25 protein-coding genes and 1 pseudogene are annotated in these 25,545 nt (G+C 72.6%); 15 read left to right on the top strand and 11 right to left on the bottom strand.

Going from position 1 to position 25,545, the window contains the following annotated elements; all coding sequences use genetic code 11:
• Nucleotides 1-29: 29 nt before the first annotated feature.
• Nucleotides 30-563, top strand: a complete 534-nt coding sequence (locus B4N89_RS01880; RefSeq protein ID WP_078974124.1) for a DUF6817 domain-containing protein — start codon at nucleotides 30-32, stop codon at nucleotides 561-563.
• A gap of 8 nt (nucleotides 564-571) precedes the next feature.
• On the opposite strand, the gene B4N89_RS01875 is transcribed toward B4N89_RS01880, so the two are convergent.
• Nucleotides 572-1,048 (bottom strand): VOC family protein, encoded by a 477-nt coding sequence (locus tag B4N89_RS01875; RefSeq protein WP_235618429.1) that lies wholly within the window; start codon nucleotides 1,046-1,048, stop codon nucleotides 572-574.
• A 145-nt stretch (nucleotides 1,049-1,193) separates the two neighbouring features.
• On the opposite strand from B4N89_RS01875, the gene B4N89_RS01870 reads away from it, so the two are divergent.
• The gene (locus B4N89_RS01870; RefSeq protein ID WP_078974123.1) at nucleotides 1,194-2,057 is read left to right on the top strand and encodes a helix-turn-helix transcriptional regulator; all 864 of its coding nucleotides are present in this window, start codon (nucleotides 1,194-1,196) and stop codon (nucleotides 2,055-2,057) included.
• A 27-nt stretch (nucleotides 2,058-2,084) separates the two neighbouring features.
• Nucleotides 2,085-2,897 (top strand): alpha/beta fold hydrolase, encoded by an 813-nt coding sequence (locus tag B4N89_RS01865; protein WP_078974122.1) that lies wholly within the window; start codon nucleotides 2,085-2,087, stop codon nucleotides 2,895-2,897.
• Between the two features lie 90 nt (nucleotides 2,898-2,987).
• Here the strand turns inward: B4N89_RS01865 and B4N89_RS01860 are convergent, their stop codons facing one another.
• Nucleotides 2,988-3,938 carry a zinc-binding dehydrogenase gene (locus B4N89_RS01860; RefSeq protein WP_078974121.1) on the bottom strand — a complete coding sequence of 317 codons (951 nt, stop codon included), beginning with the start codon at nucleotides 3,936-3,938 and terminating at the stop codon, nucleotides 2,988-2,990.
• Between the two features lie 132 nt (nucleotides 3,939-4,070).
• Here B4N89_RS01860 and B4N89_RS01855 point away from each other — a divergent pair, with 132 nt between their 5' ends.
• Complete coding sequence (locus B4N89_RS01855) at nucleotides 4,071-4,691, top strand: TetR/AcrR family transcriptional regulator (RefSeq protein WP_078974120.1); 621 nt, start codon at nucleotides 4,071-4,073, stop codon at nucleotides 4,689-4,691.
• Between the two features lie 94 nt (nucleotides 4,692-4,785).
• Here B4N89_RS01855 and B4N89_RS01850 read toward each other — a convergent pair whose 3' ends face one another.
• The 3 genes from B4N89_RS01850 to B4N89_RS01840 form a co-directional block, all read right to left on the bottom strand.
• The gene (locus B4N89_RS01850) at nucleotides 4,786-5,547 is read right to left on the bottom strand and encodes an SDR family NAD(P)-dependent oxidoreductase (protein ID WP_078974119.1); all 762 of its coding nucleotides are present in this window, start codon (nucleotides 5,545-5,547) and stop codon (nucleotides 4,786-4,788) included.
• A gap of 70 nt (nucleotides 5,548-5,617) precedes the next feature.
• Nucleotides 5,618-7,117: an MFS transporter gene (locus tag B4N89_RS01845; protein ID WP_078974118.1), complete on the bottom strand. Its 1,500-nt coding sequence runs from the start codon at nucleotides 7,115-7,117 to the stop codon at nucleotides 5,618-5,620.
• A 137-nt stretch (nucleotides 7,118-7,254) separates the two neighbouring features.
• Nucleotides 7,255-7,839, bottom strand: a complete 585-nt coding sequence (locus B4N89_RS01840) for a TetR/AcrR family transcriptional regulator (RefSeq protein WP_078974117.1) — start codon at nucleotides 7,837-7,839, stop codon at nucleotides 7,255-7,257.
• Nucleotides 7,840-7,954: 115 nt separating this feature from the next.
• Between B4N89_RS01840 and B4N89_RS01835 the strand changes: the two genes are divergently transcribed.
• On the top strand, nucleotides 7,955-9,097 hold the full coding sequence (locus B4N89_RS01835) for a winged helix DNA-binding domain-containing protein (RefSeq protein WP_078974116.1): 1,143 nt from the start codon (nucleotides 7,955-7,957) through the stop codon (nucleotides 9,095-9,097).
• Here the strand turns inward: B4N89_RS01835 and B4N89_RS01830 are convergent.
• The 3 genes from B4N89_RS01830 to B4N89_RS01820 form a co-directional block, all read right to left on the bottom strand.
• Nucleotides 9,063-10,055 (bottom strand): hypothetical protein, encoded by a 993-nt coding sequence (locus B4N89_RS01830; RefSeq protein WP_078974115.1) that lies wholly within the window; start codon nucleotides 10,053-10,055, stop codon nucleotides 9,063-9,065. The genes B4N89_RS01835 and B4N89_RS01830 overlap by 35 nt on opposite strands.
• Nucleotides 10,056-10,151: 96 nt before the next feature.
• Complete coding sequence (locus B4N89_RS01825) at nucleotides 10,152-10,541, bottom strand: hypothetical protein (RefSeq protein ID WP_078974114.1); 390 nt, start codon at nucleotides 10,539-10,541, stop codon at nucleotides 10,152-10,154.
• Between the two features lie 83 nt (nucleotides 10,542-10,624).
• Nucleotides 10,625-11,281, bottom strand: coding sequence for an MBL fold metallo-hydrolase (locus B4N89_RS01820; RefSeq protein WP_078974113.1), 657 nt, complete (start codon nucleotides 11,279-11,281; stop codon nucleotides 10,625-10,627).
• 155 nt (nucleotides 11,282-11,436) lie between these two features.
• On the opposite strand from B4N89_RS01820, the gene B4N89_RS01815 reads away from it, so the two are divergent.
• Nucleotides 11,437-12,309 (top strand): spermidine synthase, encoded by an 873-nt coding sequence (locus B4N89_RS01815; protein ID WP_078974112.1) that lies wholly within the window; start codon nucleotides 11,437-11,439, stop codon nucleotides 12,307-12,309.
• Between the two features lie 66 nt (nucleotides 12,310-12,375).
• On the opposite strand, the gene B4N89_RS01810 is transcribed toward B4N89_RS01815, so the two are convergent.
• A complete protein-coding gene (locus B4N89_RS01810) occupies nucleotides 12,376-13,359 on the bottom strand; it encodes a GlxA family transcriptional regulator (RefSeq protein WP_414646404.1) in 984 nt (327 codons plus the stop codon).
• A gap of 237 nt (nucleotides 13,360-13,596) precedes the next feature.
• Here B4N89_RS01810 and B4N89_RS01805 point away from each other — a divergent pair, with 237 nt between their 5' ends.
• Together B4N89_RS01805 and B4N89_RS01800 are read left to right on the top strand one after the other, a co-directional pair.
• Nucleotides 13,597-14,493, top strand: a complete 897-nt coding sequence (locus B4N89_RS01805) for an NAD(P)-dependent oxidoreductase (RefSeq protein WP_349679006.1) — start codon at nucleotides 13,597-13,599, stop codon at nucleotides 14,491-14,493.
• A 59-nt stretch (nucleotides 14,494-14,552) separates the two neighbouring features.
• The gene (locus B4N89_RS01800) at nucleotides 14,553-15,170 is read left to right on the top strand and encodes a hypothetical protein (protein WP_078979046.1); all 618 of its coding nucleotides are present in this window, start codon (nucleotides 14,553-14,555) and stop codon (nucleotides 15,168-15,170) included.
• Between the two features lie 81 nt (nucleotides 15,171-15,251).
• On the opposite strand, the gene B4N89_RS01795 is transcribed toward B4N89_RS01800, so the two are convergent.
• Both B4N89_RS01795 and B4N89_RS01790 read right to left on the bottom strand, forming a co-directional pair.
• Complete coding sequence (locus B4N89_RS01795; protein ID WP_235618428.1) at nucleotides 15,252-15,926, bottom strand: lysophospholipid acyltransferase family protein; 675 nt, start codon at nucleotides 15,924-15,926, stop codon at nucleotides 15,252-15,254.
• Nucleotides 15,927-16,126: 200 nt separating this feature from the next.
• The gene (locus B4N89_RS01790; protein ID WP_321170671.1) at nucleotides 16,127-16,753 is read right to left on the bottom strand and encodes a TetR/AcrR family transcriptional regulator; all 627 of its coding nucleotides are present in this window, start codon (nucleotides 16,751-16,753) and stop codon (nucleotides 16,127-16,129) included.
• Between the two features lie 262 nt (nucleotides 16,754-17,015).
• Between B4N89_RS01790 and B4N89_RS01785 the strand changes: the two genes are divergently transcribed.
• The 7 genes and pseudogenes from B4N89_RS01785 (at nucleotide 17,016) to B4N89_RS01760 (ending at nucleotide 25,545) form a co-directional block, all read left to right on the top strand.
• Nucleotides 17,016-18,557 carry an APC family permease gene (locus B4N89_RS01785; protein WP_078974108.1) on the top strand — a complete coding sequence of 514 codons (1,542 nt, stop codon included), beginning with the start codon at nucleotides 17,016-17,018 and terminating at the stop codon, nucleotides 18,555-18,557.
• A pseudogene (locus B4N89_RS01780) lies at nucleotides 18,554-20,236 on the top strand (amidohydrolase); the annotation flags it as partial. The gene B4N89_RS01785 and the pseudogene B4N89_RS01780, both read left to right, overlap by 4 nt.
• Nucleotides 20,237-20,380: 144 nt before the next feature.
• Nucleotides 20,381-20,776, top strand: a complete 396-nt coding sequence (locus tag B4N89_RS51150; protein WP_268812536.1) for a dienelactone hydrolase family protein — start codon at nucleotides 20,381-20,383, stop codon at nucleotides 20,774-20,776.
• A 425-nt stretch (nucleotides 20,777-21,201) separates the two neighbouring features.
• Nucleotides 21,202-21,963, top strand: a complete 762-nt coding sequence (locus tag B4N89_RS01775; protein ID WP_078974106.1) for a group II truncated hemoglobin — start codon at nucleotides 21,202-21,204, stop codon at nucleotides 21,961-21,963.
• A 510-nt stretch (nucleotides 21,964-22,473) separates the two neighbouring features.
• Nucleotides 22,474-23,868, top strand: a complete 1,395-nt coding sequence (locus B4N89_RS01770) for an alpha/beta hydrolase (protein ID WP_414646403.1) — start codon at nucleotides 22,474-22,476, stop codon at nucleotides 23,866-23,868.
• A 175-nt stretch (nucleotides 23,869-24,043) separates the two neighbouring features.
• Nucleotides 24,044-24,871, top strand: coding sequence for an ATP-binding cassette domain-containing protein (locus B4N89_RS01765; protein ID WP_078974104.1), 828 nt, complete (start codon nucleotides 24,044-24,046; stop codon nucleotides 24,869-24,871).
• Entirely contained in the window at nucleotides 24,868-25,545 is a 678-nt protein-coding gene (locus B4N89_RS01760; protein ID WP_078974103.1) for a hypothetical protein, read from the top strand. The genes B4N89_RS01765 and B4N89_RS01760 overlap by 4 nt, the downstream gene beginning before the upstream one ends.

Below are 25,545 nucleotides of genomic sequence, written 5' to 3'. Positions count from 1 at the left end.
GCCGACCCATTACATGGCAAGGGGTGCACATGATCGTCGACTACATCCGGATGCTCGGCGCGGACCGCATCGAACATCCCGGCGGAACCCTGCTGGCCCACCTGACCCGGGTCGAGGCGCTGCTCGACTCCTGGGGCGCGCGACCGGAACTGCGTACGGCCGGCCTGTGTCACGCGTTCTACGGCACGGACGGCTTCGCCCCCCGGTTGCTCCCGCTGGACCGCCGCGCGGAACTGGCCGGCCGGATCGGCGTGGACGCCGAGCGCATCGTCTACTTCTACGCCGGCTGCGACCGGGCCGCCACCTATCCCACCCTGGTCGACGGCCCCTTCCGGGACCGCTTCACCGGCCGGACCTACCTGCCCGCCGAGACCGAACGCCGCGACTTCGCCGAACTGACCGCGGCCAACGAACTCGACATCGTCCGGGTCAGTCCGGAGGCCCGCGACCGCTACGGCGCGGGCCTCCGGGACCTGCTGGCGGGCTTTCGCCCCCTGCTCAGCACCGCCGCCCGGGACGAGTGCGAGCGGGTGCTCGGCGACCGCGCCGCGCACACCGGCTAGCGGACGCGTCAGCGGCCTTCCGCCGTCGGGCGGTGCTCGACGTACTCCACCACGGTGCCGTCGGCATGCCGCGCGGTGAACCCGGATCCGGTCGGGACGCGGCGCGGCGGCTCGGTGATCTCGGCCCCGGCCGAGGCCAGGCGGTCGAGGTAGGGCGCCAGTTCGGGCACCAGGAGCGTGCCGGTGGTGGATCGGAACCGCTCCACCGTGGCCGGCTCGCCCTCGATCAGCAGGAAGCCGCCCACCGCGGCGAGGGCGATGCCGAACTCGCGGAAGGTGAACCACATGTCGCGCTCCACACCCTGGAGCTCCTCGTAGAACCCGGCGGCCGCCTCCAGGCCACCGGGCTCGACGAACACGCGAATGAAAGCGCGGGGTGTGGCAAGCGTGGACGAGTCGTTGCTGCGGCGCCACATGATGTCCGCGGCGGGGTCGGTGGGCGCGCCCTGGGCCCATGCGGGAGTGGTGACGGGTGTCTCGGTCATCGGGAACGGGTTCCTTTGCGGCCGGCCGGCGGCCCTCGGCGGCGCCGCCGGCGGTGTTCGTCGGTACATCCGCCACCCTCGCCCCGCCGCCGGCGTCGAGCCAGGCTCCGGCTCATACGGTGAGCGGCGGTCATAGGCTGGGCCGATGGGCATTCGCGACGAGCACGACCACCGGCACGAGTTGGGCGCGTTCCTGCGCGCGCATCGCGAACTGCTCGCCCCCGAGGACATCGGGCTGCCCCGCTCGCCGCGCCGCCGCACCCCCGGGCTGCGCCGCGAGGAGGTCGCCGCGCTGTCCGGGGTGGGTGTGGCCTGGTACACGTGGCTGGAGCAGGGCCGGGTGGACACCTCGCGGCAGGTGCTCGAAGCGGTCGCGCGCACGCTGCGCCTGGACGCCGACGCCCACCGGCACCTCCTGGAACTGGCCGGCTTCCACGTACCGGCCGCGTCGGGCCCGATGCCGGTCGACGCACTGCGGGCGCTGGTCGATGGCTGGCCGATCAGCCCGGCCCTGGTGTTGGATCCCGCGATGGACCTGGTGGCCTGGAACCACGCCTGGCGGGTGATCGCGCCGGACCCGGCCGAGGTGCCGGCCGAGCGCCGCAACCTGCTGTCGATGTTGCTGACCGACCCCGCGTACCGTGCGCACTTCCCCGCGCACGAGGCGATCGCCCTCGACCTGGTGCGCCACCTGCGCACCCGCGCCGACCACCCGCGCGGCGTCGAGATCGCCGCCGAACTGCGGTTGGCACGGCCCGACTTGGCGGCGTGGTGGCAGTGCCGGGCGGTCGCGGTGTTCGCGCCCAGGACGGTGGCGACCCGGCCGATGCGAGGCGTGTCGCCGCGGTTCGCGGTGTCCCTGCTGACCCCCGCGGCGGCGCCGGACGCGACCGTGCTGGTGGGCACGCCCGTCGACGCCGAGACGATCGCGCACATGGCCGGCCGGGCGGGAACGGAAGCCGGATTCGGCGGACACGACGTCCTCGGGGTCCGTAGCGTGGAGGAGTAGCGACTTCCGACGGGAAGGCAGAAACTCATGGATTCCGCCACCCTGGCCGTACCCGGGGCCGAGTTGTACTACCAGGTGCACGGGTCGGGCCCCGTGCTGCTGCTGATCAGCGGCGGCAATGCCGACACCGGCCTGTACACGACCCTGGCCGAACGACTCGCGGCCCATCACACCGTCGTCACCTACGACCGGCGCGGCAACTCGCACAGCCGACTCACCGAACCGCCCACCGAGCAGCGGATCGAGGAGCACGCCGACGACGCGCACCGCCTCCTTGCCGCCCTCACCGACGAACCGGCGACCGTCTTCGGCAACGGGACCGGGGCCACGATCGGGCTCGATCTGCTGGCCCGACACCCCCGACAGGTCCGCCTGTTGGTCGCCCACGAGCCGTTCCTGCCGGGCGTGCTGCCCGATGCGAAGTACTGGCGCGAGACCTTCGACGAGATCCACGACCTCTTCCTGCGCAGCGGACGGGAGGCCGCGACGGAGGAGTTGATCCGGCTGTTCGACGTGTCCGTCCCGACCGTGGAGCCGGCCGAACTGTCCGACTCGGCGCGCGAGATGCTCGACCGGGTGTTCGCCAACGTGGACTTCAACCTGGCCTACGAAATACGGTCCTTCAGCCGTTACGAACCCGACCTCGCCGCACTGCGCGGCGCGCCGCTGCGCCTGGTGGCCGGCGACGAGGGAGCACACACCCCGCTGTACCGCACCGCCGCGGTGCTCGCCGAGCGCCTGGATCTCTCCCTCGCCGAATTCCCGGCCGACCACGTGGGCCACATCATGCGGCCGGACGAATTCGCCGACGCGTTGTTCGAGGTCCTGGACGTGGCGTAGCGGCCCGACCGGGACGGGAGTGGGCCCTGCCCGGGCAAAGGACCACACGGTTCGTTTCGCCCGGGCGGGGGCCGCTCGATGTGCGGCTGTTCACGCCTTCGTCGGGTCGTCGGTGACGGTCAACACCGCCTTGCCGCCGAGTTTGCGGTCGCTCAGCAGGGCGGCGGCTTCGGCGATGTCGGTCCACGAGCCGCGCCACGCGATCTGTGGGTCGAGGTCGCCGTGCGCGGTTCGGGTGGCGAGCCAGGTGAGGTCGGTGTCGATGCCCGCCAGGTCGTCGAGCAGGAAATAGGTGACGATCGAGCGGTTGTGCCGGCCCGCGTCGCCGAACAGCGCGCCGAACGCGAACCGCTCGCCCACGCCCGCGGAATGGCCGAGTGCGACGAGCGTGCCGCCGGGGGCCAACAGGTCGTGGGCGGCGGGCAGATGCGGGCCGCCGACGTTGTCCAGGACGCCGAACACGGGGGCGGTTTCGTACGGCGGGCCGTCCGTCAGCACCTCGGTCGCGCCCAGCGCCCGCAGTTCGTCGACCCGGGCGGGATCCCCGGTGGCCGCGACCACCTCGGCGCCGCCGCGCGCGGCCAGTTGTACGGCGAACCGGCCCACCCCGCCGCCCGCGCCGGTGATCAGCACGCGCCGACCCAGGATCGGGCCGATCCGACGCAGGGCGCGCAGGGCGGACAGGGCCGCCACGGGCAGTGCCGCGGCCGATGCCATGGGCAGGCCGGCGGGCACCACGCCCAGCTGCCGGGTCGGCACGGCACGCAGTTCGGCCCAGGCGCCGTCCCCGCCGAGCGTGGTCACGGGGGTGCCCGCCGGGGGGCCCGACCCGTCCGCGGCGGCGCGCTCCACGACGCCGGCCGCGTCCCAGCCGGGGATCGTGCCGTTCGCCCCGGACGGCACCGCGAAGTGCACCTCACCCGCGTTGATCGAGATCGCCCGGACCCGGACCAGTGCCTCGTCCGGCGCGGGATCGGGGTCGGGCACCTCGGCGAGGGTGAGGTGGGACGCGACGGCGTGGTCGATGACAAGGGCACGCATGGGAGCTCCGGGCTGGTGCGGCTGGATTGTCGAGCCCGAGTGTGGGGCTCGCCGCGACCACTGTGCCACTGAGTGGCATTTGCTTACAAGGGGCTTTGGCGGCTGATGGGCACGTGTGGGTAGAGTGGGATCATGACCACCGAACTGCCGCTGCGGGAACGCAAGAAGCTGCGCACGCGGCAGGCGTTGGCCGCGGCCGCCCTGGAGTTGTTCACGACCAAGGGCTTCGACGCGACGACGCTCGACGAGATCGTCGGCGCGGTGGAGGTCTCCAAGCGCACGTTCTTTCGCACCTTCGCGTCCAAGGAGGACGTGGCCCTCGCCCCCGAGCGCGAGCTGTGGACCGCCTATCTCGTCGACCTGGCCGAACGCCCGTTGGCCGGACGTGTCCTGACGATCTATCAGGACGCCCTGACGGAGACCCTCGGAGCCATGCCGGCGGACTGGGCGGACCGTTTCGCCGCCAGTCGGCGGATCGCCGACGCCACCCCCGCGCTGAACGCGCTCAGCCTGCGGTTCTGCGCGGACACCACCGATGCGGTGGTGGATACGCTCGCCGACCGGCTCGGTCCGGGCGCGCCGGACCGGATCCTGTTGCATCTGCCGCTCGACACGATGCTCGCGGCGTGGCACTGGGCGCAGCGGGAGTGGACCGCGCGGGGCGCCGGGCCGGGGCTGGCCGGGCATCTGGAGCGGGCCTTCGCGGCGATCCCCGCGAGTCTGGAACTGGTGATCCCGACCTCCCCGGCCTGAACCCGGCGCGATCGTCGGGCGTCACCGCGCCGAGCCGGCCCGGGCGCACGTCGAAGGACGGCGGCCGGGCCGGGGGGTGGGGCAACTCCGCCGGTCAGGCGGTGGCGCCGCCGTCGAGGACCAGGTCGGTGCCCACCGCGAAGCCCGCCTCGTCCGAGGCCAGGTACAGCACGGCGGCGGCAAGCTCGGCGAGGTCGCCGACCCGGCCGGACGGGTTCTGCTCCTTCATCCGGTCCGACCGCTCGGCCTCGGTCTCGCCGCTGCGCAGCGACATCGTGGTGGCCAGCGGGCCGGGGCTGACCGCGTTGATCCGGACGCCGTCGCCGATGTGGTCCAGCGCGGCGTTGCGGGTGAGCGCGCTGACCGCGGCCTTCGACGTGACGTAGGCGCCGAGGTTGGCCAGCCGGCCGTGCGCGCCGAGGTTGGACGCGATGTTGACGATCGCGCCGCCGCCGTTGGCCCGCATGTGGCCGATCTCGTGCTTCATGGACAACCACGTGCCGGTCACGTTGATGTCCAGGGTGGCCCGGAAGTCGGCCTCGTCGAGGTCGGCGACCGGACCCACGCCGACGATCGCGCCGGCGTTGTTGACCGCGACGTCGAGGCCGCCGAAGAGTTCGACGGTGCGGGCGACGAGCGCGGCCACGCTCGCCGCGTCGGTCACGTCGGCGGTGACGGCCGCACCGCGTCCGCCGTCCGCCTCGATCAGCCGGACGGTCTCCTCCAGCGGCGCGGCGCCGCGGCCCGCGACCACGACCGCGGCACCCTCGCGGGCGAAGGCGAGCGCGATCGCCCGACCGGCACCCGAGCCGGCGCCGGTGACGAGGACGGTCTTGGCGGTGAAACGTGCGGACATGGGGTGTCTCCCGAGGTGTGTGGTGGTGTGGTGACGGTGGGTCGGTGGGGATGGTCGGTTCGGTGGTGAACTACGGTGCGCGGTCGGGGATTCGGGCCTGCTCGCCGTCCCGGTCACGGTCTCGGTCCCGGTCCGGACCCCCGTCCCGGACCAGGACCGCCGCCGCCACCGCGGTCAGCACAAAGGCGACTCCGGCGGTGCCGAAGGCCCAGGCATAGCCGCGGATCGGGTCGGTTCGCGTGGCGGCCACCGACATCAGCGCGGCCAGGCCGACGGTGGGGCCGAGTTCCATCGCGGTGTTGAGGACGCCGCCGGCCAGCCCCGCCCGGTGGGCGGGTACGTCCCTGGTGGTCAGCACGGCGGTGCCCGCGAAGACGAGCGCGGCGCCGATCGGGAGCAGTACCAGGCCCGGCAGCAGGTCGACGGCGTAGCGGCTCGGATGGTCGATCCGGGCGAGCAGGAGCAACCCGGCGGCGCCCACGACCAGCCCGGCCACGGTGGCGCGGACCGGACCGTACCGCCCGATCAGCGGTCCGGCCGCCCGGCCCGCCCCGATCAGGGCGAGGGTGAACGGGACGAACGCGCCGGCCGTCGCGAGCGGTGACCAGCCGTGTTGCTGCTGGAGGTAGAGCGAGATCAGGAAGCTGAGCAAACCCGTGCTCGTGGCCGCGAGCAACACCCCGACCAGACCGAGGATCCGACGCCGATCCCGGACGAACCCCGGGGGCAGCAGCGGATCGGCCACCCGGCGCTCCACCGCGAGGAACGCGGCGAGCAGGACCACGCCCGCGCCGAGCGGGGCGAGGACGACGGTCGACGTCCAGGCGTGGTCGCCCGTGACGGTCAGCCCGTAGCCCGCGAGCGTGATGCCGATCGTGGCCAGGACCGCGCCGAGCGGATCGAGGCCGGGGCGGCGTCGCGACGCCGGCGCGGACGCGCGGGGCAGCCGCGAGGGTGCGAGGAGCAGACCGAGCGCGGCGACGGCGACCGGTACGGCGAACATCCAGCGCCAGGACACCCACGTGGTGAGCACGCCCGAGGCCAGGTTGCCGGTGGCGGCGCCGAGGACGGACAGGCCGCCCCAGGTCGCCATCGCCCGCCGGTACGCGATCGGTTCGGGATGTACCGCGCGCAGCACGGTCATCGCGGCGGGCGCGGTGAGCGCCGCCCCGAGCCCCTGCCCGAAGCGCACCGCGACCAGAACCGCGAAGTCCGGCGCGAACGCGGCGACCGCCGAGGTCAGACCGAAGACGACCAGGCCGGCGGTGAACATCGGGCGCCCGCCGTACCGGTCCGCGAGCCGCCCGCCGAACAGCAACAACCCGCTGAACGGCAGCCCGTAGGCGGCGCTGAGCAACACCAGATCGGCCGAACCGAGACCGAACTCGCGGCCTATGTCGGGCAGCGGCACGCCGATGATGGTGATCGTGAAGATCAGCGTGGCCTGCACGGTGCCGAGCAGCGCGAAGGCCCCGGCGGCCGAGGCCCCGCCGCCCCCGGCGCCGGGCGCTCGGTCGGTCGAGCCGCCGAGCGCGCGGTCGGGTTCGGTGCCGATCCCGGTGCTCGTCATGTCGCGTCCCCCTCACTGCCGACAGTATTTTCGGATCGATCGTTCTTGATTGAGAGCAGGGTGCGGCGCATGACGGAGTTCTGGCGGCGGGCAGGACTCGGGCGGGGGCCGACAGGACTCCCCGCGCCCCGCCCGGATCAGCCGAGCAGGCTCAGCGCCTGCCGGGTCGCGTCGCGCAGGCGGTGCGCGTCGGGGCCGGCCTTGCCGACCACGCGCATCCCCTGGAGAACCACCAGCAGGAAGCGGGCCAGGGCCTGCGGATCCCGATCCGGGCCGAGCTCGCCCTGGGCCCTCGCCCGGGTGAGCGCCAGGGTCAGATTGGTCTCCATCTGACTCCAGCCGTGCTCGACGATCCGCGCCGCGCCCGGGTCGTGCGCGCCCAGTTCGGCGGCGGTGTTGGTCAGGAAGCAACCCCGCAGCCGGGTCGGCTCCTCGGACGCCTGGCGGGCGAACCGCTCGACCAGCGCCCGTACGGCCGGCAACACCGGACCGGGCCGGGACAACTCCTCGAACAGCTCGGGATTGCGCGCCTCGCGGTAGCGGTCGAGAGCCGCGAGGTAGAGGTCGTGTTTGTTGCCGAACGTCGCGTAGATGCTCGCCCGGGCGATGCCCAGGCGCGCCACGAGGTCCGCCATGGAGGTCGCCTCGTAGCCGCGCTCCCAGAACAGTTCGAGCGCGGACTGCAAGGCGGCGTCGGGATCGAATTCCTTGGTCCTGGCCACGGATGTGACTCTAGGACGTTCGAGAATGATCAGTCAAGAAAGATCGGCTCGGCGGCCCTCGGTAGTGAGGACATTGCGGCAGGCTTTCGTCCGCATTCGCTTCTAGTCTGCGGGCATGGAGATCACCACGCTCAGCGTCCGTCGGCTCAACCGCGCCCTGCTGGAGCGCCAGTTGTTGGCGCGGCGGCATCCGATCTCGGCCGAGGCGGCGATCACCCACCTGGTCGGCATGCAGGCGCAGGCCCCACATCCGCCCTACGTCGGACTGTGGACCCGGCTCGCCGAGTTCTACCCCGCCGACCTGGCCGACGCGCTGACCGATCGCCGGGTGGTCCGGGTCGGTCTGATGCGCGGCACGGTGCACCTCGTGACGGCCGCCGACTGCCTGGCACTGCGGCCGGTGGTGCAGCCGATCTACGACGCGGACCTGTACCGGAAACCCCTCCACGGGCTGGGCGAGTCCACCATCGACGTCGGTCGACTCGTCGCCGCCGGCCGCGAGTTGATGGTCGAGCGAGCGCTCACCGCCAAGGAACTCGGGCTCGCGCTCGGCGAACGGTTCCCCGACGAGAACCCGGCGGCGCTGGCGCATGCGCTGCGCAGTCGGGCGGCGCTGGTCCAGGTGCCGCCGCGCGCCCTGTGGGGGCGCAGCGGGCAGTCCGCGTGCACCACCGCCGAGCACTGGCTCGGCCGCCCGCTCGGTACGGACACCGCGCCCGACGCGATGGTGTTGCGCTACCTGGCGGCGTTCGGTCCGGCCACCGTCGCCGACGTACAGGCCTGGTCCGGGCTCGGCCGGTTGCGCGAGGTGGTCGAGCGGCTGCTGCCGAACCTGGTGGCCCACCGCGATGAGGCCGGCCGGGTGTTGTACGACATCCCGGACGCGCCGCTGCCGGCCGAGGACACGCCCGCGCCGCCGCGCTTCCTGCCGGAGTTCGACAACGTGCTGCTGTCCCACGCGGAACGTACGCGGATCGTCTCGGAGCCGGATCGCAAGCGGCTGTTCACGGTCAACGGCATCGTCCGCGCCACGTTCCTGGTGGACGGTTTCGTCGCGGGCATGTGGCGGCTCACCCGGGGCGGCAAGCCGGTGACGGCCGGTTCGGCCGCCGCGGGCGCCACGTCGGGAACGCCGCTGGTCCTCGAACTGCAACCGTTCCGGCCGATCGACGCCGCCTCGCGCGAGGCGCTGGAGGCGGAGGCGGCCCGGTTGCTCACGTTCGTCACCCCCCACCCGTCCGAGGTGCGCTTCGGGTGAGCCCGGCCCGCAGCTCGTGGGCCAGGTCGCGGCCGGCCGTACGGCGACCCGGGACGTGCAACAGCCGGGCGGAGTCGGCCAGGAGGTGGGTGATCCGGGCCGATGAGACGCCCGGCTGCGCCGGCAGTACACGCGTGGTCAGCAGGTCGGCGGCGTCGGACCAGGCGCGGGTGTGGGCAAAGGCGTGCAGCAGGTACGCGTGGTCGTTGTGCGCGGTGCGACTGCCCGGGATCCGCCCCGCCGCGGCCTGTTCGAACAGGGGGATCGCGCGCGTCCAGTCCCCGTTGTCGGCATGCAGCATCGCGTGGTGCCAGGTGATCTCGGCGGCGTCCAGCCACCACGCCCAGGCCGGATCGCGGGTTCCGGGGCCCTGGAGATGGCGGCTGTACGTCTCGGCGATCAGCCGGCGGGCCGCGGCGTGTTCGCCGTACTGGTTGACCGCGCGGGCCCGGCGCATTCCGAACAACGCCCGCACGCCTGGCGGCAGTTCGTCCCGCAATACGTCGTCGCAGATGCGCAGCGCCACGTCGGGCCGGCGCAGGTGGATGGCCTGCATGGCGAGCTGGGACAGCGCGAAGTGCTCGGCGGAGCGGTCGCCCGCCAGGCGCGCGATCCGCACCGCCCGTGCGGTGAGCCGCCGGGCGAGCGGCTGCCGGTCGGCGTCGTACGCCAGCCACCCGGCGAGCTGATCCGCCTCCGCCACGGCGGCGAGCCGGTCCCGGGACGGGGCCGCGCCCAGGACGGCCCGCCCCGCCGCGTCGGCCGCGCGGACGGCCGGCCCGAGCAGCTCACCGGCGCCGAACCGGGTGTCCAGGGCGACCAGTCGCGCGGTGTGCTCCCGCAACCGCCACGCCTCGGCGGCGTCCTGCCGCCGCCCGGGCCCCGCCGGCCCGAAATGCCCGCCGGGCAGGTCCGATTCCACCTCGGCCCGGACCCCGACAGGGTGTCCCTGATCCACGCCCCCGTGCTCCGTCGATCTCTCCCCACCCGCGACCCGCCCACCGTGACCCCACGACCCTACGGCGGACACGGCGGACGGCGCGGTGACGGGTGCCTACATCAGTCCGACCACCCGGGGCGGGACGAACAGGTGGAAGGCCCGATGCTCCGCGGCCACCATCGCGGCGGCGCCGCCCGGATGGCGCGGTTCGGGGCTCGTGTCCAGGATGCGATGGTGCCAGGCGCAACGCTCGCAGCCCGGAGTCCAGTCCGGCAGATGCTCGCGGTGGCCCGTGACCAGGTGCCGGGCCAGGCGGATCCGGGATCCGATCATGCTGTCCAGCGGGTCGTGATCGACGCCGCGATCGCCGCTCCGGCGCCGCTCGTCGGTCTCCTCCTGGACCCGTTTCATCCGGCGGTACAGGCGCACACACTCCGGGCAACCCCACATCCACGGCGGGGGTACCGGCCATTGGTTCTCGGGTCTGCCGTCGTCGGCGGTCATGTTCGTCACGGTAGTGGCGGGCCCGGGCGGGTACCAGAGTGTGACGGCACCGCGACGAAGCGGATACACCGATCGCGCCCGGATCAGCCCGTCGCGAGCTCGATGCCCTCGCCGTCGACCGGGCGCCGTACGGAGCGGCTGTCGGTCCCCGCGAGTTGGCCCAGCAGGCGCTCGGTCATGGCGAGCCCGGTGTCGTTGAACACGCCGTCGTGGATCAGCAGGGCACGGGCGGGATCCACCTCCCGGATGAAGTCGGCCGCGTCGCGCAGCGCGAGCCAGGGGCCGCCGGCCGGGACCAGGAGGGTGGGCGTGCTCTCCTCCGGAATGGTGAGCGCGTCGCCCGGGTGGAAGACCTCGCCCGCGATCAGGAAGCCGACGTTGTCGATGACCTCGATGTCGCGGTGGATCACCGCGTGCCGCTCGCCGTACACGTGCACCGACACGCCCTGCGCGCCGCCGATCTCGAACGTGTCGCCGTGGGTGACCGCGTGGATCCGACCGGCCAGGTCGGGGAACTGCGCGGCCACGGCCGGGTTGGTCCACACTTCCAGGTCCGGGTTCGCCGCCGCGGCCGCCCGTAGCGTTTCGGGGACGACGTGGTCGAAGTGCTCGTGGGTGACCAGTACCACGTCCGCGCCGACCATCGCGTCGGGGTCGCTGAGCGCCCCCGGGTCGATCACGACGGTGCCGTGCGGCGTGACCAGGCGTACACACGCGTGACCGAGCTTGGTGAATTGCATGGCTCTGCTCTCCCGGGTCGGTGGGCCTGCCGCGGGTCGCACGGTCGGCGCCGCGATACGTCCCCGACGCTTCGTGCCGCGGCCTTCCTCGATCATGCCAAGTACGGCGCCCGCGTGCGGCGGGTGGGGTGTCCCGGCTGCGAGAGAATCGATCCATGTACGACGATCAGGACCAGCAGGAAGCCCCGGAGTCGATCCCGGTGGGGCGGGCGACCGATCTCGGCGCGGCGTTGCTGATGCCCGACATCGACCGGCCTCGCGCGTGGTTGCTCACGCTGAACGATTCGCCGCAGTCGTACGTGGATCTCGACCGGCCCGAGCACCTGGAATTCGAGTACACCCGACGGCTCGGGCACGTCGTCGACCTCGCCGCCGCGCCGGGCGAACCGCTCGCCGCGCTGCACCTGGGCGGCGGCGGCCTGACCCTGCCCCGCTACGTCGCGGCCACCCGGCCCGGCTCGTTGCAGACGGTGGCCGAACTCGACGGCGAACTCGTCGCGCTGGTCCTGGAACACCTGCCACTGCCGGCCGGGGCGGCGGTGGACGTACGCACGGGCGACGCCCGCGAGGAGTTGACCGCGCGCCCCGAGGACTCGGCCGATCTGATCATCGCCGACGTCTTCGGCGGCGCGCAGGTGCCCGCGCACCTCACCTCGCGCGAGTTCGCCGTCGAGGTGGCCCGGGTGCTGCGGCAGGGTGGGGTGTACGCGGCCAATATCGCCGACGGTGGCGAGCTCGACTTCGCCCGGGCGCAAGTGGCCACCCTGCGCTCGGTGTTCCCCGAGGTGGCGCTGATGGCCGAGCCGGGTGTGCTGCGCGGCAGGCGCTTCGGCAACCTCGTCGTGGTCGCGTCCACGGCGCCGCTGCCGGTGTCCTCGCTGGCCCGGCGGACCGCGGGCGACGAGATGCCGGCCCGGGTGTTGTCCGGCATCGAGGCGCGGGTGTTCTCGCGGGACGGGGCGCCGGTCACCGACGAGACGGCCACGGTATCGCCGGCGCCGCCCGGGGGGACGTTTCGCATCGGGTGACGGGTTTGGCGCGGACATCGGCGCGGGAGGTGATCGCGCCCGGAAGGCGTCCGTCGCGGGCGCGGTTCACGGTCGGAAGGCTCGGCGGTAGTCCGCGGGGGACGTGCCGAGGCGCGCGGCGAAGTGGTGGCGGAGATTGGCGGCGGTGCCGAGGCCACTGTGCTCGCCGATCTGTTCGATCGGGAGGTCGGTGGTCTCCAGGAGGGACTGGGCGCGGGCGAGGCGCTGGTTGAGCAGCCATTGCAGCGGGGTGGTGCCGGTGGCGGCCTGGAGCCGGCGGAAGAAGGTGCGGGGGCTCATCCGGGCCCGGCGGGCGAGGTCGTCGACGGTGAGCGGGCGGTCGAGGTGCCTGCCGGCCCAGTGCAGTACCGGGGCCAAGCCCTCGTCGTCGCCGGCCGGGACGGACAGGTCCACGAACTGGGCCTGTCCGCCCGGACGGTGCGCCTGCACCACCAGGCGGCGGGCGAGCTGGTTGGCGATGTGCGCGCCCAGGTCGGTGCGCACGATGTGCAGGCACAGGTCGAGGCCGGCGGTCATGCCGGCGCTGGTCAGCACCGAGCCGTCGTCCACGTACAGGACGCTGTCGTCGACGGTGACCTCCGGGTGGCGCCGGGCCAGTTGCTCGGTGTGCGCCCAGTGTGCGGTGGCCCGGCGGCCGTCCAGGATGCCGGCGGCGGCGAGGGCGAAGGCGCCGGTGCACAGCGAGACCATGCGCGCGCCGGCGTCGGCGGCGGCCCGCAGTGCGGTCAGGAACGGGGCGGGCAGGTCGACGTCGTGGTCGACGCACTCCTGCGGGACGGCCGCCACGATCACGGTGTCCGCGCCGGCCAGGGCATCCCAGCCGTAGGGCGTGCGGATGCCGAAGGAGAAGCCGGGCGCCTCGGTCACCGATGCCTCGGGCGCGGGATCGGGGCTCTCCGCGCAGACGCGGAAGTCGTACCAGGTGTCCGTGAGTTCCGGCTGCGGGGTGCCGAACACGGCGCAGGCGATCGCGAGTTCGTAGACGTCCCAGGTCGGGATGGCGGCGTCGTCGACCACCGCGACGGCCACGGATCCCGGACCCGACCCCCGCTTCACGGGGCGGGCGGGGGTCGGCGGACGGTCGTCGTTCATGACGGGACAGCCTAGCCCGTCGGCGGCAGGAATTTTGCGATCGTAGGCATTCCTGCCACTGTCGGCGCGGTTTCGGCGCTGCGAGGGTGGTCCGGATCGGGCGAACGGGGGGCGGATCGGGGCCGCGCATGGACCTGATGACCGACCCACCCACCGACCGATCGACGACGACGACTGCCGAACGACGAAGCACGAAGGACGCACATGAACCACGAAGCCGTGACGGTCATCGGGATGGGATCGATGGGCCGGGCGCTCGCCGAGGCATTCCGGGCGGCGGGGCACCCCACCACGGTGTGGAACCGCTCCCCGGCGAAGGCCGCGGACCTGGTCGCGCGGGGTGCGGTTCGGGCCGAGACCGTGGCCGACGCGATCGCGGCGAGCCCGCTGATCGTGGTCTGCGTGCTCGACCACGACGCGATGTACACGACCCTGGCCGCGGACGAGGCCGCGCTCGCGGGCCGGACCGTCGTCAACCTCGGCTCCGGCTCGCCCGAACAGGCCCGCGAGGCCGCGGTGTGGGCGGCCCGACTCGGAGCCGCCTACGTCGACGGCGCGATCATGTCCACGCCGCCCGGGATCGGCCGGCCCGAGTCGATGCTGCTGTACAGCGGCGACGCCGCCGCGTTCGCCCGGCACGTCGACACGCTCCGGGCCCTCGGCGACCCGCTCGACCTGGGGCCGGACGCGGGCGTGGCGAGCCTGTACGACACCGCCCTGCTCGGCGTGATGTGGGCGACCCTGACCGGCTGGCTGCACGGTTCGGCCGTGGTCGGCGCCGACGGGGTGAAGGCGGCGGACTTCACGCCGATCGCCAACCGCTGGCCGGCACACGCGGTGACCGGCTTCATCGGGCACTACGCCGCCCAGGTGGACGCCGGCGCCTACCCCGGCGACGACGCCACCTTGGACGTGCACCTGGCCACGATGGACCACCTGGTCCACGCGAGCCGGGACCGCGGCGTCGACACGGCGCTGCCGGAGTTGTACCGCGCCTACACCGAGCGGGCGATCACCGCCGGGCACGGCGCCGACGGATACGCGCGGGTGATCGAAGGGCTGCGCGGGTGAGCCCCGGGACGACGGCGGTCGCGACGACGGCCTCCGCGACGCAAGACGCGGGGCGTGGGGTGCCCGCGACCGAGGCGCCCACCTGGTCCGACGCGGTCACCCGGGCCACCGCGACCTGCCTCGACGTACTGGCCCGAGCGGCCGCGACCACACCCACCGCCGACCCGTCCGCCTGGCATCGCCCCGCGGACGAGCAACGCTCGTCCCGGCAACTGCTCGACCACCTCGCACTCGGTCTGGTCGGCTATACCGGCCTGTTGATCGCCCGACCGACCGACCGCTACATCACGCTGTTCGCGTCGCTCGACCCGCGGGCGCCGATCGGCGCGTGCCTGGACGGACTGCGGATCGCCGGCACCCTGCTCGCCACGACGGTGCGCGAGGCCCCGCCCGAGGCGCGCGCGTGGCACCCGTGGGGACACGCGGATCGCACCGGCTTCGCCGCGATGGGTGTGGTCGAACTGCTGATGCACACACACGACATCACCCGGGCCCTCGGGATCGCCTGGACGCCCCCGGACGACATCGCCGGCCCCGCGCTGACCCGGTTGTTCCCCGACGCCCCGCCGGGGGCGGCGCCGGCGGCGACCCTGCTGTGGTGCACGGGCCGGGGCGAACTGCCCGGCAGGCCACGGGTGTCGGCCGGTGCGTGGAGCTGGGACGGCCGCGTGCGCTGAGCCGCCCGCGGACCCGGTCGGCGCTTTGGTCCGCAACGCCCCGCGCCTCCCGGTCCGGGTGGGCACGGGGCGCCCGGCGGCTCAGACCTCGGCGGCCGTCTCGTTGTAGACGCCCGCGTAGTCCTGCCCCGACAACTTCTGGATCGCCTCCATGATCTCGTCGGTGATCTCGCGCCGGGCCCGGGCCACGTCGGTCCGCCCGTAGTGGCGGGAGAAGTCGAGCGGTTCGCCGAAGCGGGCGAGCACGCGCGGGGACAGCTTGGGGATGTTCGAGCCGATCGGCTGGACCCGGTCGGTGCCGATGATCCCGACCGGGACCACCGGGCACCGCGCGGCCAGGGCCAGCCACGCGACGCCGGTCCGGCCCCGGTACAGCCGGCCGTCGCGCGAGCGGGTGCCCTCGGGGTAGATGCCGAACGCGTCACCGCGCTCCAGTACCGAAAGGGCCGTCTCCAGGGCGGCCTTCGCCGCGGTGTGTGCGCCTCGGGGCACGGGGACGGCGCCGATGCCGGTGAAGAAGGCCTTGCTGACCCGGCCCTTGAGTCCTGGGCCGTCGAAGTATTCGGCCTTGGCGAGGAACGACACCTTGCGTGGCATCACCACGGGGATCGCGACGCTGTCGACGAACGACAGGTGGTTGCTGGCGATGATGACCGGGCCGGTCATCGGTACATTCTCGCGGCCCTCGGTGCGCGGGCGGTAGATCGCCTTCGCGGTGGGCGCCACGACGCCATGCATGAACTTCTCGATCAGCACGGATCCCCCGTGGGAGTGGTGAAGTCTGAAAACACGCGCCACCTTATCGAGTCTGCGGCACCCCCACGACGCGTGTACCCGCCTGTGCTGTTGACACAGGGTCTGCTGGTGATCACGGTACGGGTGGTGGCACTTCCCGCCGCCGTTGTCGCCGAGCGGCGCAGCCTGCGGCGCGGGCGGCCGGGTCGGCGCGGGCCGATTCACACCCGGCGGGCGAGCGATTCGAGCAGCAGGTCCAGGACGTCCTCGAAGGGGCTGCCCGACATCCCCGCCGCCAGGTGCGGACGTACCGCGCCGATGGCCGGGTAGTCGGCGGCGGGCAACATCCGGTACGTCTCCTCCCACGACCGGTCGTCGGCCTCGCGCACCTCGGGGGCCAGCGCGGCATAGGACGCCTCCAACGCCGCGTGGGCCAACACGGTGTCGATGAACACGTGGTAGTAGCGGGCCGCGTCGGCGGGGGAGAAGCCGGCCGAGAGCAACAGGGAGACGCCCAGTTCCACCGCCCGGAACTCGTTGTGCCGCCGGGTGACCCGCGCCGCGGCGACGATGGCCACGCGCGGATGACGCAGGTGGCCGTCCCGGACCCGCAGGCCCAGTTCGCGCAGTGACGCCACCCAGTCGGGGCCGGGTCGGTAGCCGGTCAAGGTCTCGCCGATCAGGAAGTCGGCGATGGCCAGGAGCAGATCGTCGGTGTTGCGGAAATAACGGTAGACGGCGGTCGGGTCGCACCCGAGGGCGGCGCCGAGCCTGCGGACGGTCAGGGCCTCCGCGCCGTGGTGACCGATCAGCCGTACGGCGCACTCGACGATGACATCCTCGGACAAAATGCTCCCGGACTTGGTCGGCCTGCGGCGACGGCGCTCGCCCGCGACGCGATTTGTCCGAGTTGGTTGCCCTGTCGTGTTCGATTGTGTTTGCTTTGCCCTGTTCGATGCATTCGTCTCGGCTGTCCGGTCCATTCGCTCCTCCGAAGCCGCGCCCGCCATTCGGGATCCACCTTACGTCAACACCATTGACGTAATTCTGACGCAAGCTGTTTCATCGGCGTCCACCCCTCCACCAGCTTTCGCCCTCCTTGGAGCGCCGATGTCAACGAACCCGCCCCGGGACGACGGCCCACCCGCGCTGCGCAAGTCGCTCGGTGTCGTCGACGGTGTCGCGGTCGCCGCGTCCAGCACGGCCGCCACCACCAGCATCGGCGTCGGCATGGGCAGCCTGGCCGCCACCGTCGGGTCGAGCACCCCGGTGATCATCCTGATCGCGTTCCTGCCCATGCTCGGTATCGCCGGCGCGTACGCCCGCCTGAACCGGGTCGAGCCCAACTGCGGCAGCGGCTATGTCTGGGTCGGCAAGTCGATCGGCCCGTGGTCCGGCTTCCTCACCGGCTGGGTCGCCCTGGCCGGGTCGATCATCTTCCTCGCCTACACCAGCGCGATCACCGGCTCGGTGCTGCTCCAGTTCGCCAACAAGGCCGGGTGGCACGAGTTCGTCGGGCCGGCCCTGGATCCGAACTCGACCAAGCTGAGCACGGTGCTGGGGCTGGTCGTACTCGTGGTGGTCACCGTGCTCGCGGTCACCGGCGTGCACCAGGCCACCCGGCTCCAGACCTTCCTGCTCGTCTTCGAGTACAGCGTGCTGCTGGTCTTCTGCTGCTGGGCCATCGCGGTCGGCGAGCAGCCGTTCTCGTTCTCCTGGTTCGACCCCTTCGAGATCGACTCGGCGCCGCACTTCGCGCAGGGCCTGGTGCTCGCGGTCTTCTTCTTCTGGGGCTGGGACGCGGCCTTCAGCGTCACCGAGGAGACCAAGAACCCCGAGGACTCGGCCCGGGGCGGACTGATCGCGCTGTTCGTGATGCTCGGCATGTTCCTGCTCGGCGCGATCGCCTTCCAGCGGGTGATGACCGTGCCCGAGATGACCGAGAACGGCCCGCAGGGCCTGACCTTCCTCGGCGCCCACCTCGCCGCCGACCCGTGGGCGAGCCTGCCGCTGCTGGCGCTGATCTTCTCCGCGATCGCCTCGCTCCAGTCCGGGGTCATCCCGACCGCGCGCGGCATGCTGGCGATGGGCCGGGACCAGACGCTCGGCAAGGTGTGGACCCGCATCCACCCGACCTACGGCTCGCCCGCGATCGGCACGGTGCTGATCATGGCGATCGCCGCCGGCACCGCCGTCCTGGCGATCGGCATCCCCAAGCTCAACGACATGATCCTGGCCGCGGTCAACTCGATCGGCCTGATCGTCGCCTTCTACTACGGCCTCACCGCCATCGCGTGCGCCGTGCGCTTCGGGCCGACGCTGCGCACCGATCCGCGCGAGGGAGTGCGGGCGGTGGTCATCCCCGCGCTCAGCGGCCTCGCGCTGCTCGGGGTCGGGGCATACCTCTCCTACGACTATCTGACCATGAGCGACGGCTTCGAACTCAGCCCCGACAACGGCTGGTTCATGTTCTCCGTACCGATGGCGGTGATCCTCGCCGGGCTGGGCTTCGCGGCCTACGCCAAATACGTCCGCAAGTCGCCCTACTTCGAGACCGGTCGCGGCACCGACGCCGACGCGATCGAACTGCCGATGGACCGCTACCACGACGCCGCCGATTTCGACGCATTCAAGACCAGGGGAAACGCATGAGCACCACCACCACCACCGTCAACACTCGTCCGGCGTCGGCCTCGGTGGCCGCCGACCTGGTCTTCACCGGTGGGCCGGTGTACGTCGTCGACGGCGCGCGGGGACGGGCGAGTTCGGTCGCCGTGCGGGAGGGGCGCATCGTCGCGGTCGGGCACGACGAGGTGCGCGAACTGATCGGAGCCGCGACCGAGGTGGTGGACCTCGCGGGCCGGCTGCTGATCCCCGGCTTCCAGGACGCGCACGTGCACCCCGTGGGCGGCGGCATCGAGATGGGGCAGTGCGACCTGTCCGAGCACGAGACGGTCGCCGACTACCGGCGGGTGATCCGGGAGTACGCCGAGAGCAATCCCGGGGTCGAGTGGATCACCGGCGGCGGCTGGTCGATGGAGGCATTCCCCGGCGGGCTGCCGCACCGGTCGATGCTCGACGACATCGTCCCCGACCGGCCGGTGTACCTGCCCAACCGCGACCACCACGGCGCCTGGGCGAACAACCTCGCACTGCGCCTCGCGGGCATCACCCGCGACACCGCCGATCCGGTCGACGGGCGGATCGAGCGCGATGCCGACGGCGAGCCGACCGGCGTGCTCCAGGAGGGGGCGGCGAACCTGGTCGGCCGACTGCTGCCCCCGCCGACCACCGAGGACCAGGTCGCCGGGCTGCTGCGGGCGCAGGCGGTCCTGCACTCGCTCGGCATCACCGCGTGGCAGGACGCGCTCCTGGGCGCACACGCCAACGTCACCGACGCGAGCGCCGCGTACCTGACGGCCGTGGACCGAGGGCAACTCACCGCCCGGGTGGTCGGCGCGCTGTGGTGGGAGCGCGATCGTGGGGCCGAGCAGATCGAGGACCTGCTCGCGCGGCGTGCGGCGGGTACCCGGGGGCGGTTGTCCTGCCGGACGGTCAAGATCATGCAGGACGGGATCGCGGAGAACTTCACCGCCGCGATGCTCAGTCCCTACCTCACCTCGTGCGGCTGCGCCTCGGACAACAGCGGGATCAGCTTCATCGATCCGCGGGCGCTGCGCGGCTACGTCACGGCCCTGGACGCGCACGACTTCCAGGTGCACTTCCACGCGCTGGGCGACCGCGCGGTGCGGGAGGCGCTGGACGCGGTCGCGGCGATGCGGGCGGCGAACGGCTGGAAGGACACCCGGCCGCACCTCGCCCACCTCCAGGTGGTGCACCCGGACGACATCCCGCGCTTTCGCGCACTCGGGGCGAGCGCCAACATGCAGCCGCTGTGGGCCGCGCACGAGCCGCAGATGGACACGCTGACCATTCCGTTCCTGGGCGCGGAGCGGGCCGCGTGGCAGTACCCGTTCGGCGAACTGGCGCGCAGCGGCGCGACCTTGGCCGCCGGCAGCGACTGGCCGGTGTCCAGCCCCGATCCGCTGCACGGGATCCACGTGGCGGTGAACCGGCGGGTGCTCGGGTCGGACGCCCCGGCGTTCCTCCCGGAGCAGCGGTTGGATCTGCACGCGGCGCTGGCGGCGTATACGGCGGGCAGCGCGTACGTGAACCACCTCGACGACACCGGGAGCATCGTGGTGGGAAACCACGCGGACCTGGTGGTGCTGGACCGGGATCCGTTCGCGGGGGCGGTGGGGGAGATCGGGTCGACGCGGGTGGCGGAGACGTTTGTGGGTGGGGAGCGGGTGTTCGGGGGTAGGACGGCCCCTGCCGTCGGGCCGCGAGAGGGACGGGCCCGCGGGCTCGCGCTGGTCGGAGGGCTCGGCCGGGGCGGGGTGCGGGCCGATGTCGAGGCGGCGATTGCGCATCCGGGCCGACGGTTCGGCCCGGAGGGGGATGTGCCCACGGCGATGGTGGGGTTGAGCGCGGGCGGGCACATCGCGTACTACGCGGCGACGGAGATGCCGTTGGCGGCGCTCGTGGCGTTCTATCCGGGGTGGTTGACCACGGGCGAGATCGCGCTGGGCCGGCCGGAGCCGACGATCGGGCTGACGCCGCGCGTCGCGGGGCACGGTACGCCGGTGTTGGTGCTGAACGGCGAGGGCGACCACCTGTACACGGGCGAGGACCGCGCCGGGATCGCCCGCGAGTCGGCCGAGTCGGGCACGCGGCACGAGGTGGTGCTGTACCCGGACACCCCGCACGGGTTCTTCCGCGACGAGCGCGACACGTACCGGCCGGAGGCGGCGGCCGACGCGTGGTCGCGGACGATGGCACTGCTGCGGGAGACGTCGGCGCGCGGATGACCATCCCTTCGATCACACCGGTTGGATGGGGCGTTTCGGATAGTGCATCCTTTGCGGTGGCTGTGCCGATATCGACCGCGCCACGGCACCCGCGGGCCGGTGCCGCAAACCCGGTGCGGGAGCAACCGGCGCAGCGTCGAGTAAGTATGAAAAGATCGTCGCCGAACTCTGCGGGGCGCATCGTCCGATCCGCCGCACCCCGCAGTCGGCCCGCCAACCCGGGCCGGCCCGGGACCCGTCCGTCCCGATCCCGCCGCGTCGCGCCCGGCGGGACCGGGGGACGGGTTTCGGCGCTTCACGGTGCCCGGCGTGCGTGCTGCACCCATACGCGGTCCGCGAAATCGGGTCGCGTCGATGATCACCGCGCCGGTGATCCTGCCTATGGTTGACGCGATCGAACCAGCGCGTGGCATGGGGGACCGTTCATGATCGTCGAATACATCCGCTACACGATCGCCGAGGCGGAGGCCGGGGCATTCGAGGCCGCCTACGCCCGCGCGGCCGAGTCGCTGGCGGCCGCGCCGGAGTGTGTGGACTACGAGTTGAGCCGATGCGCGGAGGAGCCGTCCGCGTACATCCTGCGCATCCGCTGGACCTCGACCGACGAGCACCTGAACGGCTTCCGCGAGGGCCCGCACTTCGCCGCCTTCCTCGCCGCGATCCGGCCGTACGTGGCCGCGATCGAGGAGATGCGGCACTACGCGGTGACCGAGGTGGCCGGCCGGGGCGGGTCGACGCCGACGCTGTACGAATGGGCGGGCGGCGCGCCCGCGTTCGAGAAGTTGTTCACCACGTTCTACGAGCGGGTGGCGAAGGACGAGATCCTGGCCCCGGTGTTCGCCGGCATGGACGCGCACCACGCCGAGCACGTGGCGTCGTGGCTGGCCGAGGTGTTCGGCGGCCCGGCGCGCTACAGCACCGAGTCGGGCGGGCACCGGCACATGGCCTCGAAGCACCTGGGCCGGGGGATCGACGAGACACAGCGGCGACGCTGGGTGGCGCTGCTCCTGGAGACGGCCGACGACGTGGAGTTGCCCGCCGACCCGGAGTTCCGGGGGGTGCTGGCCTACTACCTCGAGTGGGGCACCCGGATGGCGATCATCTACTCCGGCCCCAACCCGCCGCCCCTGCCCGAAACACCCATGCCGCGCTGGGACTGGGGCCAGACGCCGCCGTATCGGGGCTGATTCACCCGCACGGCCGGCGGATCGCGGGTCGGGCCCGACGAGGGCCCGTCCCGCGCCCGGACGGGAGCCGACCACCGGCGCCGCTACGCGCGTCGGATACGGTCCGCACGCGGCTGACTGCCCGTCAGGTAGCCGATATAAGCGGCCAAACGGACGTATCGCGGTTCAAACCCAAAATTTGGGTAACGGTAACCACTCTCCTTGGCAAGGATTTCCGTTCCGTACCGACCGTCCCCTCGTCGCATCGGTCCTCCGCACGGCAGCATCTGCGGCGTCGATGTCACTCGTGACAGCTCCGTCACATGGAGGAACACCCACGTGAAGAGACACACTCTCGTCGCGTTCGCAGCCGCCACGACACTGGTGGGCGGGCTCCTGACCCTCGCCCCACCGGCCCTGGCGGACGACTCCCCGGCACCCTCGGCGGAGTCCGCGTCCACCCCCATCGCCTGGAAGAGCTGCGGCAGCTCGAATTATCCGACGCTGGAATGCGGTTCGTTGCAGGTCCCGATGGACCACAGTCGTCCCGGCGGGCAGAAGATCACGATCGCGGTGTCGCGGATTCCGCACACCGCCGCCAAGTCGCTCGGCCCGCTCCTGGTCAACCCCGGCGGTCCCGGCGCGCCCGGCCGCGGTCTGGCCGGCTACGTCGCGAAGAACCTGCGTCCCGAGGTGGCCGCGCAGTTCGACGTGATCGGCTTCGATCCCCGCGGCGCCGGCGCGAGCGAACCGCACCTGGACTGCGTCCCCGGCTTCAACAACCCGGTCCGTCCGAGCACCGTCCCGAACGACTTCGGCGACGAATTCGCCAACATCAAGCGGGTGTACACCTTCGCCAAGGCGTGCGGTGAGAAGTACGGCGACTTCCTGAAGTACATGAACACGCCGGCCCAGGCCGCGGACATGGACTCGATCCGCGCCGCGCTCGGGGCCAAGCAGATCAGCTACTTCGGTTACTCGTACGGCACCTACCTCGGCTCGGTCTACGCCAAGCTGTTCCCGAGCCGGGTCAAGCGCCTGGTACTGGACAGCATCGTCGACCCGAGCAGGGACAGCGTCTGGTACGGCGGCCAGTTGACCCAGGACGTGGCGTTCGACGCCAACATGAAGGCGTTCTTCGCCTGGGTCGCCAAGTACGACGCGAACTACCGCCTGGGCACCGACCCGGCCCAGGTCGAGAAGGCCTGGTACGCGATGCGCGCGTCACTGGAGAAGACGCCGGCCGAGGGTGTCGTCGGCGCCTCCGAACTCGAGGACGCGTTCGCGCAGGGCGGTTACAACGACGCCTTCTGGGCCGAGTTGGCCGAGGGCTTCTCGGGCTACGCGGTCGACCACGTCACCGGTCCGCTGCGTACCGCCTACGAGGACCTGGCGGCGGCCAGTCCCGGCAACGACAACATCAACAGCGGCTACCTGGCCACCCAGTGCCGGGACGCGGCGTGGCCCAAGGACTGGGCCACCTGGCACCGGGACGCGGTCAAGACCTACGCCAAGGCGCCGTTCCTGACCTGGAACAACGTCTGGTTCAACGCGGCGTGCGCGTTCTGGCCCACCAGCAGCCTCAAGCCGGTGAACGTCGCCAACGACAAGCTGCCCAAGACGCTGCTGTTCCAGGCGACCAACGACGCCGCGACCCCGTACGAGGGTGGCGTCACCATGCACCGCCTGCTGCGCGACTCGGCCCTCGTGGTCGAGCAGGGCGGGCGCAACCACGGCATCTCGCTCAGCGGCAGCACCTGCCTGGACAACTACCTGAACGAGTACCTGATCACCGGGAAGACCCCGAAGGGCAACGGCCACGGGCCGGCCGACGCGGTCTGCCAAAAGCAGCCCGACCCGGTCCCCAACGCGGCCGGGGCCAAGCTGAAGGCGGAGGCCCCGAAGGTCTCCAAGACCGACCTGTAGGGCACCGCGCACCGGAGTTCACCAGAACGGGCCCGTCGCCTCGGCGACGGGCCCGTTCGCGCGTCGGCCCCTGCCGGCCAAGGCAGTTGGCTCCCTTGCCCGGCCGGCCGCGGGGTGTGCCGGCCCCCGTGCTGCCGTAAGGTCTGCTGCCGAGGTTCGGCGAAGGGGGACGGCGGTGCACCTGACGGGTGTCGGCAAGCGATACGGCCTGCGCGGCCCGTGGGTGTTGCGCGCGGTGGACCTGCAGCTGCCGCGCGGCGCGCTGATCCGGGTCGAAGGCGGCAACGGCGGCGGCAAGTCCACTCTCCTGCGGGTGGTGGCCGGCGTGTGCGAGCCGACCACGGGCAGCGTCACCGAACGCGGCACGGCCGCCTACGTCCCCGAGCGCTTCCCGCCCGAACTGCCGTTCACCGCCCGGCGATACCTGACCCACCTGGGCCGACTGCACGGCCTCACCGGCCGGGAGAGCCGGCGCCGCGCGGACGAGTGGGCCGAACGCCTCGGCTTCGCCGACAAGATACGCGCGCCGCTGCGCGGGTTGTCCAAGGGCACCTGCCAAAAGGTGGCGGTGGCTCAGGCGTTCCTGGCCGAACCGGATCTGCTGGTCCTGGACGAGGCGTGGACCGGGCTCGACCAGCCCTCGCGCGACGTCCTGGACGGCTGCGTGGTCGAACGCGTCGAAGCGGGCGCCACCGTGGTCTTCGTCGACCACGACCCCCGACGGCTCGCCGACGAGGTGTACGAGACCTATCGGGTCGAGGCGGGCGCGGTCGTCGCGGCGATTCCCGAGGCCCAGGCGATCCGGGTGCTGATCGACATCGACACCGGGCCGAGCCCCGAACTGGACCGACTCCCGGGCGATCCCGTCCGCGAGCAGAGCAGGCCCGGCGTGGTGCGGTTGCACAGCAGTACCGCGCACTCCGACGCGCTGCTGCGGCATCTGCTCACCGCCGTGCCCGGGATCAGCGTCCGGGCGGTCCATCGGGAAGGAGACGGCGCGTGATCTCCGCCGTGGTGCGCTATCAGGCGGCGCTGCTGCTGCTCTCGTATCGGTGGGTGCCGCCGGTCCTGCTCTACGCCGCCGTGATGGGCATCGGCGTGGCGGGCGGCGATCCGCTGCTGTCCTCGTTCGCGTGGGCGGCGGCCGCGATCATGCCGGTCGCGGTGTGGCTGACGCGCGTGGCCGTCACGGTCGAGCCCGCGGCGGCCCGGCACACCGCCTCGGCGGCGGTCGGGCCCGGGCGCGCGCACCTGGCCGGGCTGCTCGTCGCGTTGACCCTGACCTGCCTGCTCGCCGCGATCTGCACCGGCGCGCTCGCCGCCGGCACCAACGACATCGCCAACCGTGCCACGCACGGCGTCAGCCGGGGCGAGGCGCTCGCCGCCGGCGCGATGGCCCAGTTCGTCACCATCCTGGCGGGCGTCGCGATCGGCGCGCTGACGAACCGTCCGGTGCTGCGCCGAGCCGCGTACGCCGTCCCGATCGCGGCGCTGCTCACCCTCGCCGCCCTGGTCACCCCCGGCAGCCCGGCGGCACGCGTGCTGAAGGTGCTCACCGACGCCGCCCGCCACGACAGGATCGACCTTCCCACCACGCAACTCGCGGTCACCGCAGGTGTGTTCGTCGTCGCCATCGCCCTGACCTGCCGCATCGCCGCCCGGGTGGAACACGACTGA

Source organism: Embleya scabrispora (assembly GCF_002024165.1).
Taxonomy (GTDB): Bacteria; Actinomycetota; Actinomycetes; order Streptomycetales; family Streptomycetaceae; genus Embleya; species Embleya scabrispora_A.
Note: the sequence above shows the minus strand (reverse complement) of the source record. Positions and strands in the feature narration are given on the sequence as shown.

Coding starts and splice junctions, on each gene's coding strand:
- B4N89_RS01835 (WP_078974116.1), top strand. CDS start 7,955: ATGGAGATCACCACGCTCAGCGTCCGTCGGCTCAACCGCGCCCTGCTG.
- B4N89_RS01775 (WP_078974106.1), top strand. CDS start 21,202: ATGATCGTCGAATACATCCGCTACACGATCGCCGAGGCGGAGGCCGGG.
- B4N89_RS01865 (WP_078974122.1), top strand. CDS start 2,085: ATGGATTCCGCCACCCTGGCCGTACCCGGGGCCGAGTTGTACTACCAG.
- B4N89_RS01875 (WP_235618429.1), bottom strand. CDS start 1,048: ATGACCGAGACACCCGTCACCACTCCCGCATGGGCCCAGGGCGCGCCC.
- B4N89_RS01820 (WP_078974113.1), bottom strand. CDS start 11,281: ATGCAATTCACCAAGCTCGGTCACGCGTGTGTACGCCTGGTCACGCCG.
- B4N89_RS01770 (WP_414646403.1), top strand. CDS start 22,474: ATGGACCACAGTCGTCCCGGCGGGCAGAAGATCACGATCGCGGTGTCG.
- B4N89_RS01850 (WP_078974119.1), bottom strand. CDS start 5,547: ATGTCCGCACGTTTCACCGCCAAGACCGTCCTCGTCACCGGCGCCGGC.
- B4N89_RS01825 (WP_078974114.1), bottom strand. CDS start 10,541: ATGACCGCCGACGACGGCAGACCCGAGAACCAATGGCCGGTACCCCCG.
- B4N89_RS01785 (WP_078974108.1), top strand. CDS start 17,016: ATGTCAACGAACCCGCCCCGGGACGACGGCCCACCCGCGCTGCGCAAG.
- B4N89_RS01855 (WP_078974120.1), top strand. CDS start 4,071: ATGACCACCGAACTGCCGCTGCGGGAACGCAAGAAGCTGCGCACGCGG.
- B4N89_RS01870 (WP_078974123.1), top strand. CDS start 1,194: ATGGGCATTCGCGACGAGCACGACCACCGGCACGAGTTGGGCGCGTTC.
- B4N89_RS01860 (WP_078974121.1), bottom strand. CDS start 3,938: ATGCGTGCCCTTGTCATCGACCACGCCGTCGCGTCCCACCTCACCCTC.
- B4N89_RS01880 (WP_078974124.1), top strand. CDS start 30: ATGATCGTCGACTACATCCGGATGCTCGGCGCGGACCGCATCGAACAT.
- B4N89_RS51150 (WP_268812536.1), top strand. CDS start 20,381: ATGGTGGGGTTGAGCGCGGGCGGGCACATCGCGTACTACGCGGCGACG.
- B4N89_RS01845 (WP_078974118.1), bottom strand. CDS start 7,117: ATGACGAGCACCGGGATCGGCACCGAACCCGACCGCGCGCTCGGCGGC.
- B4N89_RS01815 (WP_078974112.1), top strand. CDS start 11,437: ATGTACGACGATCAGGACCAGCAGGAAGCCCCGGAGTCGATCCCGGTG.